Source organism: Variovorax glacialis (assembly GCF_051216375.1).
GTDB lineage: Bacteria > Pseudomonadota > Gammaproteobacteria > Burkholderiales > Burkholderiaceae_C > Variovorax.
In genome coordinates, this window is the sequence record NZ_JBPJZT010000002.1 from 12,708 (window position 1) to 26,267 (window position 13,560).

The window sequence follows — 13,560 nt, forward strand, 5'->3', positions numbered from 1 at the left end:
GAACCTCCGTTGTTCAGCCGCGCGGGCTCTTCATCCGCTCGGCGGCGGCACGCTCCTTGGCGTATTCCTCGCGGCAGGCGCGCGCGTAGTCCTCCGGGCCCAGGTAGGCGATCTCCTGGTCGTACCTTGCGAGGTCGTCGCCGAAGCGCGGATCGAACAGCGCCTTCTTGAAGCCGTCGTGCAGCGTGGCCAGAACTTCAGACGGCAGTCCGCGCGGACCGGCCAGGCCGTAGGGCGACATCGCCACGATGTCGAAGCCCAGTTCGCGCAGGGTCGGCACCTTCGGCCAGCGTGGCGAGCGCTGCGCACCGAAGGTCGCGAGCAGCCGCAAGCGGCCCGCATCGACCTCCGGCGCGAAGCCCGAGGAATTGACGCCGGCCATTACCTGACCCGATTCGACGGCCAGGGTCAGCTCGGAGGTGCCCTTGTAGGGCACATGGATGTAGCGCAGCCCGCGCTCGGTGAACAGCGCTTCGAGCACGAGGTGCGGTGTGGTGCCGATGCCGTTGGTGGCGATGCTCAACTCACCCGGCCGGGCGCGGGCGAAGTCGAACAACTGCTCCAGCGAACGCATCGGGCTGGCCGCACGCACCAGCACCCCGAAGGTGACGCCCGAGATCTGGATGATCGGCGTGACGTCGCGCAGGGGGTCCCACAGCACCTTCTGGATGAAGGGCGCGCGGAAGACCGGCTGCGGCATCTGCGCGATGGTGTAGCCGTTGGGTTCGGCCTGCAGCAGGACCGGCATCGCCATCGTCCCGCCGGCGCCGGGGCGGTTCGCGACGACCACGGGCTGCCCGAAGATCGGTGCCGCGAGTTCGGCCAGGAGCCGCAGCGACAGGTCGGTCGCGCCACCGGCGGCCCACGGCACCCACATCGTGATCGGCCGCGCGGGAAAGGCATCGGCTGCCAGCGCGCGCGAAAGCGGCCCCGCGGCCAGCGCGAGCGCGGCCGCGCCGCGCAGGCAGCGGCGGCGACCGGTGTTCATGGCGGTCCTCCGCCGCCCCGCTTCGTCAATCCGCCGAAACCGCGCTGCGGGTCGTAGCCCCAGCAGGCGAGCACGAAGAACACCGCCAGGCAGCCCAGCACGATCCAGGGCGCCTCGCCCGGGTCCTTGCCGTACAGCGCAAAGCGGATCCACTCGACGGCATGGGTGAAGGGATTGAATCGCGCCAGCTGGTAGACCCATTCGGCGCCCGACTCCCTCAGCTTCCACAGCGGGTATAGCGCCGTCGACATGAAGTACATCGGGAAGATGACGAAGTTCATCGTGCCGGCGAAGTTCTCGAGCTGCTTGATGTGCACCGACAGCAGCAGGCCGAGCGCACCGAGCATCAGCGCGCCGCAGACAAGCGCCAGCAAGGCATGCAGCCCGCCCAGCGAAAGAAGCGGCAGGTCGGTGCCGACCAGGATCGCGACGATCACGAAGGCCAGCGCCTGCAGGACCGACAACAGCGCCGTCGCGCAGAGCTTGCAGAACAGCAGCCACGCGCGCGGCAGGGGCGCCGTGAGCAGCAGGCGCATCAGGCCCATTTCGCGGTCGTAGACCATCGCGAGCGACGACTGCATTCCGTTGAACAGCAGCACCATGCCCACCAGGCCCGGCGCGATGTACACGTCATAGGGGATGTAGGTGTCGTAGGGCTCGACGATCGCGACGCCGAACACGTTGCGAAAGCCCGCCGCGAACACCGCGAGCCACAGCAGCGGGCGCACCAGTGCCGACACCAGCCGGCCGGTCTGCTGCGAAAACTTGAGAAGTTCGCGCATCACGATCGCCTGCATGGCCTGCAGCGCGTGCGCAACCCCGCGGCGCGGCGCAAGGTCCGCCTCGACGGTCTCGACGGGAATCAGCGCGTCGTCTTGCATCGCTTCTCCGGGGCGTCCGCGCCCAGTGTGTCCAGCACGTTGGTCGGGTGCAGCAGGCCATCGACCGGCGCCTGCGAGATCACGCCCTGGCCGTCAGTGAGGAGCACGGTCTGGCGCAGTTGCCCATCCCATAGGCGGAAGGTCAGGGTCGTGCCCTTGGAGCCATCGATCGGCGTCTTGGCGAGCGCCTGGGCCCAGGCGGCCGCGGGCCCTTTCGGGGCCGCGATGGCGGCCGCTACCAGTGCCTTGCCCGCCATCCACGCCGACCAGTCGCTGTCGGTCATGGGCCGGCCGACCGCCTTGGCGAACCGGCGCGACACCTGGGGGGCGCCGTAACGCTCGAACTCCGCCTGCCACGCCAGCGCCACCAGCCCCGCATCGCCCACCACCGGGCGGGGCAGCACGATCCGATAGGGCAGCCCGCGCGCGAATTCGCCGTCGCTGTCGACCACCCACACGGCGTCGTACGTGGTGCCGGCCGTCAGCAGCAGCGGATTGGCCAGGTCGCGCTCCCGCGGATCGCCCGAGAGCTTGAAAGGCTTGGTCGCGACTACCTGCAAGCCGTAGCGCTTGATCGAGGCTTGCGCCGTCGCGGCCCGCACCTGGTCCTGTTCGCTCGGGCCGACGAGCAGCAACAACTTGCTCCACTTGCGCGACACGAGCGTCTGCGCCAGCGCGTCGGCGCGCATGCGCTCGCTCGGGATGATGTGGAACAGGCGGGCCCGGCAGTCCTGCTCGCGCAGGCGATCGGCGGGCTCGCCGACGTTGATGACCGGCAGCTTCACCGCATCGGCCACGGCCAGCGTCCAGTCCGCGGGAAGATCCGTCACGAGCACGGCGGCGCCCGCTTTCTCGGCGGCCTGCGCGGCGCTGCGTGCGGCCTCCAGCGAGCCGGCGGTCTGCTTCGACAGCGTGACGGCCGCATCGACGGCCTGGAGCTCGAACTCGGCTTCGTCGAGCGCGACCTGCAGGCCGTCGCTCGCCGGCCCGTCCGGATGGCCCAGGTAGTGGCGCTCGACACGGGACCGATCGAGCCGAGCGTCCGGGTCCGGCGAGATCAGCGTGGCTTTCAACGGCGTGACGGCACACGCCGCCTGTCCCATCGACACCGGCGCCGCCAGCAGCAGCGACACGCCGACGGAGCAGGCAATCCACTTCATTCGACCACCACCAGTCCGTAAGGCACGCGGCCGACCGGGATGCTCTTGATCGGCTTGGCCGCGGCGACGTCGACCACGGTGACGTCATCGCTCAGGCCGTTGACGACATACAAGCGGGCTTCGGCCTTGTCGAGCGTGACGTTCCAGGCGCGTTTGCCGACCAGCACGAGATTCGTGACCTTGCGCTGCGGCACGTCGACGAAAGCGACGTGGTTGGCCCGGCCCAGCGCGACGAAGGCCCGCTTGCCGTCGCGCGATATCTGGATGCCGACCGGCGTGATGTCCTCGCTGCGCGCGCCCTTGACCTCGAACTTCAGGTTGCCGACCACGTTGCGCGTGGCCGTGTCGATGATGCTGACGCTGGCGTCGAGTTCGTTGGTGACCCACAGTTCCTTGCCGTCGGGCGTGAAGGCCATGCGACGTGGCCGCTTGCCGACCTTCACGTTCTTGGCGATGGTGCCGCTGGCGACGTCGATGACATGCACGAGGCTCGCGACTTCGGAGGTGACGTACAGCGTCTTGCCGTCCGCGCTCACCTTCACGCCTTCGGGTTCCTTGCCGACCTTGATCGACTTGAGCACCTTGCCGCTCATCGCATCGACGAAGCTGACCGCGCCCTCGTCCTCGTTGGACACGTAGATGGTCTTGCCGTCCGGCGACAGATCGAAAGCCTCGGGTTCGTCGCCGAGCGGAATGCGGCGCACCGACTTGCCGGTTGCAGGGTCGATCACATCGGCGGCGTTCGACTCGCTGCAGGCCAGCATGATCAGGCGGTCCGCCGTGAGCTGGATGTGCCGCCCCCGGTTGCAGGTCGGGATGGTGCCCTTGACGGTGAGCGTCGCGAGGTCGATCAGGGTGACGACCTTGTCCTTCTCGCTCGTCACGTAGGCAGTGCCTTGCGCCAGCGCGGCGGTGCCGAGGCACAACGCCGACAGGAGCGCAGCGGAACGGGCTGCATGTTTCAGGACCTGGGCAACTTCATTCATCTCGGTATGTCTCCTGCTCTGATCTGACGTCAACTCGTGCGCGCGATGAAACCCGCTTCCAGCGTCGATGCGCCCAGCGCCTGCGTCACCTCGGCCGGCGTGCCGTCGGCCAGGAGTTCGCCCTTGTGCAGCACCAGGACGCGGTCGGCGCCTTCTGCTTCCTCGACCCGATGCGTGGCCCACAGCACGCAGACGCCGCGCTCCTGCACGTTCGCATGGAGCGCGCGCATCAGGTCCTGGCGCGACTTCGGGTCGAGTCCCACCGTGGCTTCATCCATCAGCAGCACGGAGGGTCGATGCAGCAATGCACGCACAAGTTCCACCTTGCGTCGATTGCCGCCGGACAGTTCGCGCACCTTGCGATCGAGGTCCGCGTCGATGCCGAGTTGCGCGCAGCCGGCCTCGATGCGGGACGCCGCGAGCCGCCGCGGCAGGCCGTGCAGGTCGGCCTGGAAGAGCAAGTTCCTGCGAATGCCGAGATCGAGATCGAGGGACATCTGCTGAAACACCACGCCGATATGACGCAGCGCAGCAGTCGCCGAATTGCGCAGCGAGTGACCGGCGACTTCGACCTCGCCTTCGTCGGCCGCGAACAGGCCGGTGAGCACCTGGAACAGCGTCGACTTGCCTGCGCCATTGGGTCCCAGCAGGGCCACGAACTGACCTGACGCCAGGCTGAGTGAAAGGCCATTCAGCGCCGTCCGCGCGCCGTAGCGCTTGGTCAGGCCGGTGGTCCGAAGCATGGTCGTCGATAGAGTCGTCTGTGGCATGAATGCTTCGAGCATGCAATACACGCGCCCACCGGCGCAAGCGGGTTGCGCCCTGCGTCGGTCCATGCTCGGCGCTGCGACGTCTTCCGGTGAAACACTCTGTGTCGAAAGTGGTTGACACAATTTCGACGCAGCCGTGTCCCCTGAATACTTCAGTGCGCCTTGCCGGCCACGCGGAGCGGGACGCCTCTGCCATCGCCCTTCGGCTGCGTCGAAACGCGCGCCCGAATGCATGTCATCGCTAGGGTTTCCCCCTAACGAAAAGGCCACTTCGGACGACTCCAGACACCCGTGAAAGCACCCTCGCCAGCGGGCGCGCATCTTGCATTTAGTGTCGTCGCCGGCTTCATTGCGTCGCACGGCACGCGCCCTGTCGGAGGTTCCGTTCGGGCGGGCTCTGTTGAATCAGAACAAGGAGACTTCGATGCGAATTTCCGGGTATTTCCACGAACGCCTCTGCCGCTGTCTGGCCGTGGCGCTACTTGCGGTGCCAGCACTGGCATTCGCGAATGCCGACGTCGAGAAAAATATCGCCAACTCGAAGAACTGGGCGATGCAGGCTGGGGACATGTACAACCAGCGCTACAGCAAGCTGAAGCAGATCAACACCGGCAATGTCGGCAAGATGCAGGTCGCGTGGACCTTCTCCACCGGCGTGCTGCGCGGACATGAAGGTTCGCCGCTGGTCATCGACAACATGATGTACCTGCACTCGCCCTTCCCCAACAAGGTCTTCGCGATCGATCTCGACACGCAGAAGATCGTGTGGAAGTACGAGCCCAAGCAGGACCCGGCCGTGATCCCGCAGATGTGCTGCGACACGGTGAACCGCGGCGTCGCGTATGCCGAAGGCAAGATCTTCCTGCAGCAGGCCGACAGCAACCTCGTCGCGCTCGATGCCAAGACGGGCAAGGTCGTCTGGACCGTGAAGAACGGGGATCCGAAGCTGGGCGCCGTGAACACCAACGCGCCGCACGTCTTCAAGGACAAGGTCATCACCGGCATCAGCGGCGGCGAATGGGGCGTGCGCGGCTTCCTCGCGGCCTACGACATCAACTCCGGCAAGCAGGTCTGGAAGGCCTACAGCACGGGGCCGGATGCCGAGATGCTGATGGACCCCGACAAGACCATGACCTGGACCGACGGCAAGATGGCGCCGGTCGGCAAGGACTCTTCGCTGAAGACCTGGCAGGGCGACCAGTGGAAGCTCGGCGGCGGCACCACCTGGGGCTGGTACAGCTACGACAAGGCCCTCAACACGGTGTTCTACGGCACCGGCAATCCGTCGACCTGGAACCCCTCGCAACGCCCTGGCGACAACAAGTGGTCCATGACCATCTTCGCGCGTGACGTCGACACCGGCATGGCCAAGTGGGCCTACCAGATGACGCCATTCGACGAGTGGGACTTCGACGGCATCAACGAGATGATCCTGGCCGACATCGACGTGAAGGGCAAGCCCACCAAGGCGCTCGTGCACTTCGACCGCAATGGCTTCGGCTACACGCTGGACCGCACGACCGGCGCGCTGCTCGTGGCAGAAAAGTACGACCCGCAAGTGAACTGGGCCACCAAGGTCGACATGAAGACCGGCCGCCCGCAAGTGGTGTCCAAGTACTCCACCGCGCAGAACGGAGCGGACGTCAACAGCAAGGGCATCTGCCCGGCAGCGCTCGGCTCCAAGGACCAGCAGCCGGCCTCCTTCGATCCGGAAACCAAGCTCTTCTACGTGCCGACGAACCACGTCTGCATGGACTATGAGCCGTTCAAGGTCGAGTACACCGCCGGTCAACCCTACGTCGGCGCCACGCTCTCGATGTTCCCGGCGCCGGGAAGCCACGGCGGCATGGGCAACTACATCACCTGGAACGCAGGCACCGGCAAGATCGTGCAGAGCCATCCCGAGAAGTTCTCGGTCTGGAGCGGCGCGCTCAACACTGCTGGCGGCCTGTCGTGCTACGGCACGCTCGAGGGCTACATGAAGTGCGTGGACAAGAAGAACATCAACAAGGAACTCTTCAAGTTCAAGACGCCCTCCGGCATCATCGGCAACGTGTTCACCTACGAGCACAAGGGCAAGCAGTACATCGGCGTGTTCTCGGGCATCGGTGGCTGGGCCGGCATCGGCATGGCCGCAGGGCTCGAAAAGGACCAGGATGGCCTGGGCGCCGTGGGCGGCTACCGGGAACTGAACCAGTACACGGAACTCGGCGGCTCGCTGACCGTGTTCGCACTGCCCGGAAACTGAGAACGCGGGGCCCTTCGGGGCCCCGTCCGACGATGGCAGGCGAAAAAAGCCGCCATCTGTTCAAGCCGACGACAACAAGGATCCCCCCATCATGAGTTCCAGGAAGGCCTTGCTTATCGCTGGCGCACTGCTGTTGATTGCAGGCGCGGCGCATTCGGATGACCCGCCCCTGTACAAGGTGGTCGATGGCTACAAGGTGGACAGCGAGACGATGAAGGGCTTCCGGGCCTGGCGTGCCGCGGCGTGCGACCGATGCCACGGCGCCAACCAGGAAGGGCTGGTGGGGCCGTCGCTGGTGGTGAGCCTGAAGACGCTGTCTAAGCCGGATTTCATCAAGACGGTGACCAACGGCCGGCTCGACAAGGGCATGCAGAGCTTCGGCAACAGCCCGATCGTGATGGACAACATCAATCAGTTGTACGCGTATCTCAAGGGCCGGTCCGATGGCGCGATCACGCGCGCCAAAGTCGAAGAAATTCCCAAATGACGAATGCTGGCGCTCATCGATGTTTTCTCGCTGCCATCGGCATTGCGCTGGCGGCATTGACGGCCGCATCGGCGGCCCAGGACGCGCCTTCGAAGCGCACCGAGTTGCGCGTCTGCCAGGATCCGAACAACCTGCCCTTCTCGAACGTCAAGGGCGAGGGCATCGAGAACAAGATCGCGGAGACCTTCGGGAAGTCGATGGGCCTGCCGGTGATCTACTACTCCTTTCCGCAGCGCCTGGCCTTCATCCGGAACACCCTGAAGTTCAAGCTGCCGGGCCAGGACTACCCCTGCGACATCGTGATCGGCGTGCCCTCGGGCTATGACCAGGTGTCGGCCACCAAGCCCTACTACCGCTCGACCTACGCGCTGGTCTTCCCCAAGGGCAAGGGCATGGACCAGGTGACATCCGGCGAGGACTTCCTCAAGCTCGATCCGGCGAAGCTGTCGAAGCTGCGCATCGGCATCTACGACCGCTCGCCCGCTTCGGCATGGCTCAACAAGCACCATCTCGTGGACCAGGGCGTGCCCTACCCGGTGATGAACGCCGACCCGGACCAGTATCCCGGCGAGATCATCGAGAAGGACCTCGCGGCCGGCAAGATCGACGTCGCCATCGTCTGGGGCCCGATCGCCGGCTACTACGCCCAGCGCGTCAAGACACCCGCGCTGGCGGTGGTGCCGCTCAAATCCGAGCCGGGCGTGCAGTTCGACTACGAGATCGCCATGGGCGTGCGCTACGGTGAGCGCGAGTGGAAGCAGCAGGTCGAAGGGCTGATCGAATCCAATCGACCGCAGATCCAGGCCATCCTGAAGGAGTACGGCGTACCGATCGTCGACGCGTCGTACGCGGCCCCGAAGCAATAGCGCGCCGCGGCTCCCGATGAACGCAATCCCCGTGCTGAGACTGGCGCTCGCGTTGATCCTGGGCGTGCCGCTGCTGGCCGCCGCGGCTACCGACTTTTCGGTCGCCGAGCAGGCGATCTTCATGGACGACCATCTCGGCAAGCTGAAGCCGCCGCTGACCTTGCACTACGTCTTCCACAAGACCGGGACGCTCGAAGAGGCCTTCGACGACAAGGTCGACCTCGTGCTGACGGCGCAGCCCGACGGCAGCTGCTGCGCCGCCCGCGCGGAATTCTTCAGCGGCGCCCGTGCGGTGCGCCAGCCCGAGATCGAAAGCGCCAAGGGCAACCCGGCCATCCTGTATTTCCTCGAACGCGACATCCGCGAGATGCAGCGCCTGACCAAGGGGCAGCCCAACTACTTTCGCAAGCGCATCCGCATGGCGGTGTACCAGGGGGCCGCGGTGCGAGACGTCACCCTGCCCTACCGCGGTCAGCCGGTGGCGGTGCGCGAGATCACTGTCTCGCCCTACCTCGACGACCCGAACCGTGCGCGCTTCGAGAAACTCGCCAGCAAGAGCTACGTTTTCCTGATGTCGAATGCCGTGCCGGGTGGCCTCTACGGCATCCGCACGCGGGTCGATGGCGAGTCGGCCGGCGCCGCGCCATTGATGGTCGAGGAGATGCTGCTCGAAGGCGCGGGTCGCCAACCCTGACGGAACAGCCATGCAACGATCGATCACGACCCCCGCCCTGCTGGGCTTATGCGCCCTGCTGATGGCCGCCACGCCGGTCCACGTGAACGATTTCCCGACGGTGGACCGCGTGCTCTACGTGCAGGAATGCATGCGCGCGCACCCCGGTCCGTCGTTCGAGATGACCAACAAGTGCTCGTGCGCGCTCGACGCGCTCGCCACCAGCGTGAAGTACAAGGACTACGTGACCATGAGCACGATCACCAAGGCCCTGTCCATCGGCGGCGAACGCGGCGGCGCGATCCGCGACGTGCCGTCGTACGAGCCCGAGATCAAGCGCTTTCGCGAACTCCAGTCCAAGGCCGAGAAAGGATGCTTCATCAGCCCCGGGCCGAAGTAGCCGCATGATGCCGACCCTGCCGCCACGCGGAACGCTCGCGGGACTGCTCGCCGCGGTGGTGCTGGGATCCGCGCCCGCTGCGGCACCGGCACCGGACGCCTTGACAGCGCTCGCGGTTACCGAGGTGAAGCCTGGCGTGTTCGTCCACACCGGCAGGCTCGAGGACTGGGGGCCCGGCAATGGCGGTGATGTGGCCAACCTCGGCTTCATCGTCGGCCGTCGTTGCGTCGCGGTCATCGACACCGGCGGGACGCCCGCGGTCGGCCGGGCGCTGCGCGCCGCCATCGAACGAGCCACGCCGCTGCCGGTGTGCTGGGTCATCAACACGCATGCCCATCCCGACCACGTGCTCGGCAACGCGGCATTCGTCGGCGCCGGCTCGCCCGCACCGGGCTTCGTGGCCCATGCGCGATTCCCACGCGCCCTGACGGCGCGCGAGACCTACTACCTCAACGCGCTGGAACGCGACTTCGGAATCCGGCTGACCCATGCATCGGTCATCTATCCGGACACCGTGGTCGAGACCTCGCTCGACCTGGACCTCGGCGAACGCGTTCTGAGCTTGCGGGCCTGGCCCACCGCGCACACCGACAACGACCTCACGGTCTACGACCAACGCACACGCACCCTGTTCGCTTCCGACCTGCTCTTCGTGCAGCACCTGCCGGTGCTCGACGGCAGCCTGCGTGGCTGGCTGGCGGTCATGCCCGAACTCGGGCGGATTCCGGCCGACACCGTGGTGCCGGGCCACGGCCCCGTCAGCAGCGACGGGCCTGCCGTCATGGGCGCGCAGGCAAGCTACCTGGAGGCCCTGGCGCGCGACGTCCGCTCGGCCCTGCGCGACCATCGGACCATCCAGCAGGCCGTCGACAGCATCAGCGTCCCGGCCGGATCGCACTGGCTGCTGGTCGAACGCTTCCATCGGCGGAACGTCACCGCTGCATACGCCGAGCTGGAGTGGGAAGATGTGGCTCCGCCCAGCCCTCGAAAGTGAGTCGAGGCCATGAAAAAACCTGTCGTCCACAGTCTCCCGGTGCGCATCGCGTCGATCTGCGCGCTGCTCCTTTTCGGCGTGCTCGGCAGCGCCTGGGGCGAGATCAAGACCGCTGACAACCCGGACGCCAGCCCCGTGTGGCAGAAGGTGCGCGCAAGCCTTTTCAAGTCGCGGCCGATCGCCGCCGCCAGCGACGACATGATCTCGCTCGTCGTGCCCGCGCGGGCCGAAGACGCAGCGATCGTGCCGATCGCCATCCACACCCGCATGACGCAGACGCCCACGCGCTACATCGACAAGGTCTACCTGATCATCGACAACAACCCTTCGCCCATCTCGGCGGTCTTCCAGTTCACGCCGCAAAGCGGGCGGGCTGATATCGAGACGCGCGTGCGCATCGACGAATACACCCACGTGCGCGCGATCGCCGAAACCAACGACGGCCGGCTGCACATGGCCACCGGCTTCGTCAAGGCCTCGGGTGGCTGCTCGGCGCCGCCGGGCAAGGATGCGCAGGCGGCGCTCGCGACCCTCGGCCGGATGAAACTGAGCGTCGAAGGCCATGGGGAAGACAACCAGCCGCAGCTCGTGCAGCTCATGATCAGCCACCCCAACAACTCCGGGCTGGCGCTCGACCAGGTCTCCCGGCTGTACACGCCCTCGCACTTCGTGCGTCAGGTGAACATCACCTACGCGGGTGTGCCGGTGATGTCGGCCGAAGTCGATTTCTCGATCAGCGAGAACCCGAATTTCCGCTTCTATTTCCTGCCGCGCGGCGAAGGCGAGCTCAAGGCGGAGGTGGTCGACTCGCACGACCTGCGATTCGAGAGCACGCTGAACTACCGGCGTCCGCAATGACCGTGCGGCGCGGGGGCTTACGGCTGCGCGCATGGTTCGCCGCCGCAGCCGCTGCGATGCTGCTTGCGGCCTGCGCGGCGTCGGGCCCGGCACAGGCGCCAGCCGTCGGAAAGCCGGTCGAGGTCGCTGCCGGCGTCTACATGATCCAGGGCGCGCGCGGCGGCGTCGACAACCACACCCTGGGCCGTGTCGGCAACGCCGGCTTCATCGTCGGCGATGCCGGCGTGCTGGCCATCGACACCGGCACCTCCTACCGCCACGGCGAGCGTCTGCTGGCGACTATCCGCAGCGTGACGGACAAGCCGGTGCGGCTGGTCCTGATCACCCATGCGCAAAAGGATTTCCTCTTCGGCGCCACCGCCTACCGCGACCAGGGCATCCCGATCCTCATGCATCGCCAGGCCGCGGCGCTGATGGCGTCGCGCTGCGAGCGCTGCCTGAAGATGCTGAAGGAAACGCTCGGCGAAGACGAGATGCGCGGCACCGTGATGTTCACGCCGGACCGGCAATTCGACGCGACGCAGACGCTCGACGTGATCGGCCGGCCGCTGCGATTGATCTACTACGGCCGCTCCAGCGGGCCGGGCGACGTCGCGGTGTTCGATGCGGCCTCGGGCGTGCTGTTCGCGGGCGGGCTGCTCGACAACGGGCGCATCCCGGACCTGCAGGACGGCGATCTCGAAGGCTGGCTGCGCGCGCTGGAGGCCCTGCGATTGCTCGCGATCAAGGTGATCGTGCCCGGGCATGGCCCCGCGGCATCACCCGAGGCGATCGACGCGCAGGTCCGCTACCTTGTCCAACTGAAGGCGCGCGTGCAGGAACTGCTGCGCGTCGGCATCGCCCTGAGCGCGGTGCCCGACGCGGCGGCGCTGCCGGAGTTCGCGCAGTGGGACCAGTACGAGACCCTTCACCGGCGCAACGCATCGACCCTGTTCGTTCGCCTGCAGCGCGCGCAACTGGAGGAATGAGGAGCGCGGGAGGCGTCATCCGCCTTCGGCAGCGTGCGACGCAGAAAACGACCTCGCCGGGCTTTGCGGCATGGACGACACCCGCAAATCGTCGGCAGGCGTCTCCCGAGGCACGGCCTGCGTCACTCCGAAGCGTCGACGGTAGTCGGATGGCGTCAGCCCCATGATCTTCTGGAAGACGCGACGAAATCCGCCCACATCTTCATAGCCGACAGCCGAGGCGATCTCGTTGATGCTCCTCCGGGAGAATTCCAGCATCTCCCGCGCCCGGCTGATTCGAAGACTCTGCTGGTACTCGCTGGGCCGCATTCCCGTAGCGTTGAGAAAGCGGCGGAGAAAGGTCCTCGGCTCGAGGCAGGCGCAGTCGGCCAGTTCCGCGACGCTGACGGCACGTTCGCGCTGGGTGGCAAGCAAGAGCTGCGCTTTCAGCACCGCGTCGTCGCCATGCGTGGTTCGAGGTTCGAAATCGCTGTAGAAGCGCTGCTCGCGTCCGGGCGGGTCCACCAGCATGTACCGCGCCGTCGCCATCATCACCGCCGGGCCCAGGAACCGCTCCACGAGCCGCAGGCCGAGGTCGGCCCACGCGAGTACGCCGCCAGCGGTCACCACGTCGCCGTAGTCGATCACCATGCGGTCGCTTTCGATGAACACGTCAGGGAACTGGCGCGCGAACTGATCCGTGAGCGCCCAATGGGTCGTTGCGTGTCGACCCGCGAGAAGACCTGTTCTGGCCAGGACGAAGACACCGCCGCAGACGGCTGCCAGCACGGTGCCCTGGGCGTGCTTCTGCCGGAGCCAGCGCACGAGCGGCGCGTCCGCCTTGGTTTCGAGCGTGGCGCGCTCGTTGCCCGGGATGACCAGCACGGAAGGCGCGTGAGGTGCGCCGGGCGCACTGTCGTAGGTACAGCGGACCTCGTCGCTGGCGTCGTCCGACAGCCAATGCGAGATGCGTACCGGTGGGAGATCACCCTCGGCCCGCCCCTTGGCCGCGACGTCGTTGGCGTACTTGAAAAGATCGCCCAGGCCGTAGATCCCGGCGGACGAACTGCCGGCGTCGCACGCCAGGCCGACCTCCAGCCGCGGGAGGGAAGGAATTGCCGTTTCAGCCATGCTTTTTGTCCGATCCGTCCGTTGCCCGGCCCGCAGAGTGCCCATACGCTTTGAAGGCCTTTTGGATCTTACAGGGGTGCCGGACAGAGCGCCCGGGGGCGGTGCGGTCCATCGGCAATCGCGGGGTGCATACCCCGGCCAGTTCCTTCACACGCTACTGAAAGGTACGAC

Annotated in this window: 14 protein-coding genes; 8 read left to right on the forward strand and 6 right to left on the reverse strand. The window is 66.7% G+C overall.

Translation table 11 applies throughout. From position 1 onward, the window contains the following. Nucleotides 1–13: 13 nt before the first annotated feature. The 5 genes from ACSFBL_RS04375 to ACSFBL_RS04395 all read right to left on the reverse strand — a co-directional run bounded on the left by ACSFBL_RS04375 (nt 14) and on the right by ACSFBL_RS04395 (nt 4,758). Entirely contained in the window at nt 14–988 is a 975-nt protein-coding gene (locus tag ACSFBL_RS04375) for a tripartite tricarboxylate transporter substrate binding protein (protein WP_435514544.1), read from the reverse strand. Beyond that, on the reverse strand, nt 985–1,785 hold the full coding sequence (locus ACSFBL_RS04380) for an ABC transporter permease (RefSeq protein WP_435515310.1): 801 nt from the start codon (nt 1,783–1,785) through the stop codon (nt 985–987). Before ACSFBL_RS04380 ends, ACSFBL_RS04375 begins: the two co-directional genes overlap by 4 nt. Nucleotides 1,786–1,850: 65 nt before the next feature. Next, entirely contained in the window at nt 1,851–3,029 is a 1,179-nt protein-coding gene (locus ACSFBL_RS04385; protein WP_435514545.1) for a type 1 periplasmic-binding domain-containing protein, read from the reverse strand. Beyond that, a complete protein-coding gene (locus ACSFBL_RS04390) occupies nt 3,026–4,015 on the reverse strand; it encodes a PQQ-dependent catabolism-associated beta-propeller protein (protein WP_435514546.1) in 990 nt (329 codons plus the stop codon). The genes ACSFBL_RS04385 and ACSFBL_RS04390 overlap by 4 nt, the downstream gene beginning before the upstream one ends. A gap of 29 nt (nt 4,016–4,044) precedes the next feature. Further along, the gene (locus tag ACSFBL_RS04395) at nt 4,045–4,758 is read right to left on the reverse strand and encodes an ABC transporter ATP-binding protein (protein WP_435515311.1); all 714 of its coding nucleotides are present in this window, start codon (nt 4,756–4,758) and stop codon (nt 4,045–4,047) included. Nucleotides 4,759–5,209: 451 nt separating this feature from the next. Here ACSFBL_RS04395 and ACSFBL_RS04400 point away from each other — a divergent pair, with 451 nt between their 5' ends. From ACSFBL_RS04400 to ACSFBL_RS04435, 8 genes are all read left to right on the forward strand, one after another. Continuing rightward, complete coding sequence (locus tag ACSFBL_RS04400; protein ID WP_435514547.1) at nt 5,210–7,033, forward strand: methanol/ethanol family PQQ-dependent dehydrogenase; 1,824 nt, start codon at nt 5,210–5,212, stop codon at nt 7,031–7,033. A gap of 91 nt (nt 7,034–7,124) precedes the next feature. After that, nucleotides 7,125–7,520 carry a c-type cytochrome gene (locus ACSFBL_RS04405; RefSeq protein WP_435514548.1) on the forward strand — a complete coding sequence of 132 codons (396 nt, stop codon included), beginning with the start codon at nt 7,125–7,127 and terminating at the stop codon, nt 7,518–7,520. Beyond that, a complete protein-coding gene (locus tag ACSFBL_RS04410; RefSeq protein ID WP_435514549.1) occupies nt 7,517–8,386 on the forward strand; it encodes a substrate-binding domain-containing protein in 870 nt (289 codons plus the stop codon). The genes ACSFBL_RS04405 and ACSFBL_RS04410 overlap by 4 nt, the downstream gene beginning before the upstream one ends. Before the next feature lie 16 nt (nt 8,387–8,402). Further along, nucleotides 8,403–9,080 (forward strand): hypothetical protein, encoded by a 678-nt coding sequence (locus ACSFBL_RS04415; RefSeq protein WP_435514550.1) that lies wholly within the window; start codon nt 8,403–8,405, stop codon nt 9,078–9,080. A gap of 10 nt (nt 9,081–9,090) precedes the next feature. After that, nucleotides 9,091–9,459, forward strand: a complete 369-nt coding sequence (locus ACSFBL_RS04420; protein WP_435514551.1) for a hypothetical protein — start codon at nt 9,091–9,093, stop codon at nt 9,457–9,459. A gap of 4 nt (nt 9,460–9,463) precedes the next feature. Next, nucleotides 9,464–10,453 carry a quinoprotein relay system zinc metallohydrolase 2 gene (locus tag ACSFBL_RS04425; protein WP_435514552.1) on the forward strand — a complete coding sequence of 330 codons (990 nt, stop codon included), beginning with the start codon at nt 9,464–9,466 and terminating at the stop codon, nt 10,451–10,453. 9 nt (nt 10,454–10,462) lie between these two features. Beyond that, entirely contained in the window at nt 10,463–11,311 is an 849-nt protein-coding gene (locus tag ACSFBL_RS04430; protein WP_435514553.1) for a quinoprotein dehydrogenase-associated SoxYZ-like carrier, read from the forward strand. Further along, nucleotides 11,308–12,279 (forward strand): MBL fold metallo-hydrolase, encoded by a 972-nt coding sequence (locus ACSFBL_RS04435; RefSeq protein WP_435514554.1) that lies wholly within the window; start codon nt 11,308–11,310, stop codon nt 12,277–12,279. The genes ACSFBL_RS04430 and ACSFBL_RS04435 overlap by 4 nt, the downstream gene beginning before the upstream one ends. A 15-nt stretch (nt 12,280–12,294) precedes the next feature. On the opposite strand, the gene ACSFBL_RS04440 is transcribed toward ACSFBL_RS04435, so the two are convergent. Then, a complete protein-coding gene (locus tag ACSFBL_RS04440) occupies nt 12,295–13,389 on the reverse strand; it encodes a GlxA family transcriptional regulator (RefSeq protein WP_435514555.1) in 1,095 nt (364 codons plus the stop codon). Nucleotides 13,390–13,560: the final 171 nt, after the last annotated feature.

What these genes read in the sequence shown, in the direction of transcription:
- ACSFBL_RS04375 (WP_435514544.1), bottom strand. Translation starts at nt 988, where the DNA reads ATGAACACCGGTCGCCGCCGCTGCCTGCGCGGCGCGGCCGCGCTCGCG.
- ACSFBL_RS04380 (WP_435515310.1), bottom strand. Translation starts at nt 1,785, where the DNA reads ATGCAGGCGATCGTGATGCGCGAACTTCTCAAGTTTTCGCAGCAGACC.
- ACSFBL_RS04385 (WP_435514545.1), bottom strand. Translation starts at nt 3,029, where the DNA reads ATGAAGTGGATTGCCTGCTCCGTCGGCGTGTCGCTGCTGCTGGCGGCG.
- ACSFBL_RS04390 (WP_435514546.1), bottom strand. Translation starts at nt 4,015, where the DNA reads ATGAATGAAGTTGCCCAGGTCCTGAAACATGCAGCCCGTTCCGCTGCG.
- ACSFBL_RS04395 (WP_435515311.1), bottom strand. Translation starts at nt 4,758, where the DNA reads ATGCTTCGGACCACCGGCCTGACCAAGCGCTACGGCGCGCGGACGGCG.
- ACSFBL_RS04400 (WP_435514547.1), top strand. Translation starts at nt 5,210, where the DNA reads ATGCGAATTTCCGGGTATTTCCACGAACGCCTCTGCCGCTGTCTGGCC.
- ACSFBL_RS04405 (WP_435514548.1), top strand. Translation starts at nt 7,125, where the DNA reads ATGAGTTCCAGGAAGGCCTTGCTTATCGCTGGCGCACTGCTGTTGATT.
- ACSFBL_RS04410 (WP_435514549.1), top strand. Translation starts at nt 7,517, where the DNA reads ATGACGAATGCTGGCGCTCATCGATGTTTTCTCGCTGCCATCGGCATT.
- ACSFBL_RS04415 (WP_435514550.1), top strand. Translation starts at nt 8,403, where the DNA reads ATGAACGCAATCCCCGTGCTGAGACTGGCGCTCGCGTTGATCCTGGGC.
- ACSFBL_RS04420 (WP_435514551.1), top strand. Translation starts at nt 9,091, where the DNA reads ATGCAACGATCGATCACGACCCCCGCCCTGCTGGGCTTATGCGCCCTG.
- ACSFBL_RS04425 (WP_435514552.1), top strand. Translation starts at nt 9,464, where the DNA reads ATGATGCCGACCCTGCCGCCACGCGGAACGCTCGCGGGACTGCTCGCC.
- ACSFBL_RS04430 (WP_435514553.1), top strand. Translation starts at nt 10,463, where the DNA reads ATGAAAAAACCTGTCGTCCACAGTCTCCCGGTGCGCATCGCGTCGATC.
- ACSFBL_RS04435 (WP_435514554.1), top strand. Translation starts at nt 11,308, where the DNA reads ATGACCGTGCGGCGCGGGGGCTTACGGCTGCGCGCATGGTTCGCCGCC.
- ACSFBL_RS04440 (WP_435514555.1), bottom strand. Translation starts at nt 13,389, where the DNA reads ATGGCTGAAACGGCAATTCCTTCCCTCCCGCGGCTGGAGGTCGGCCTG.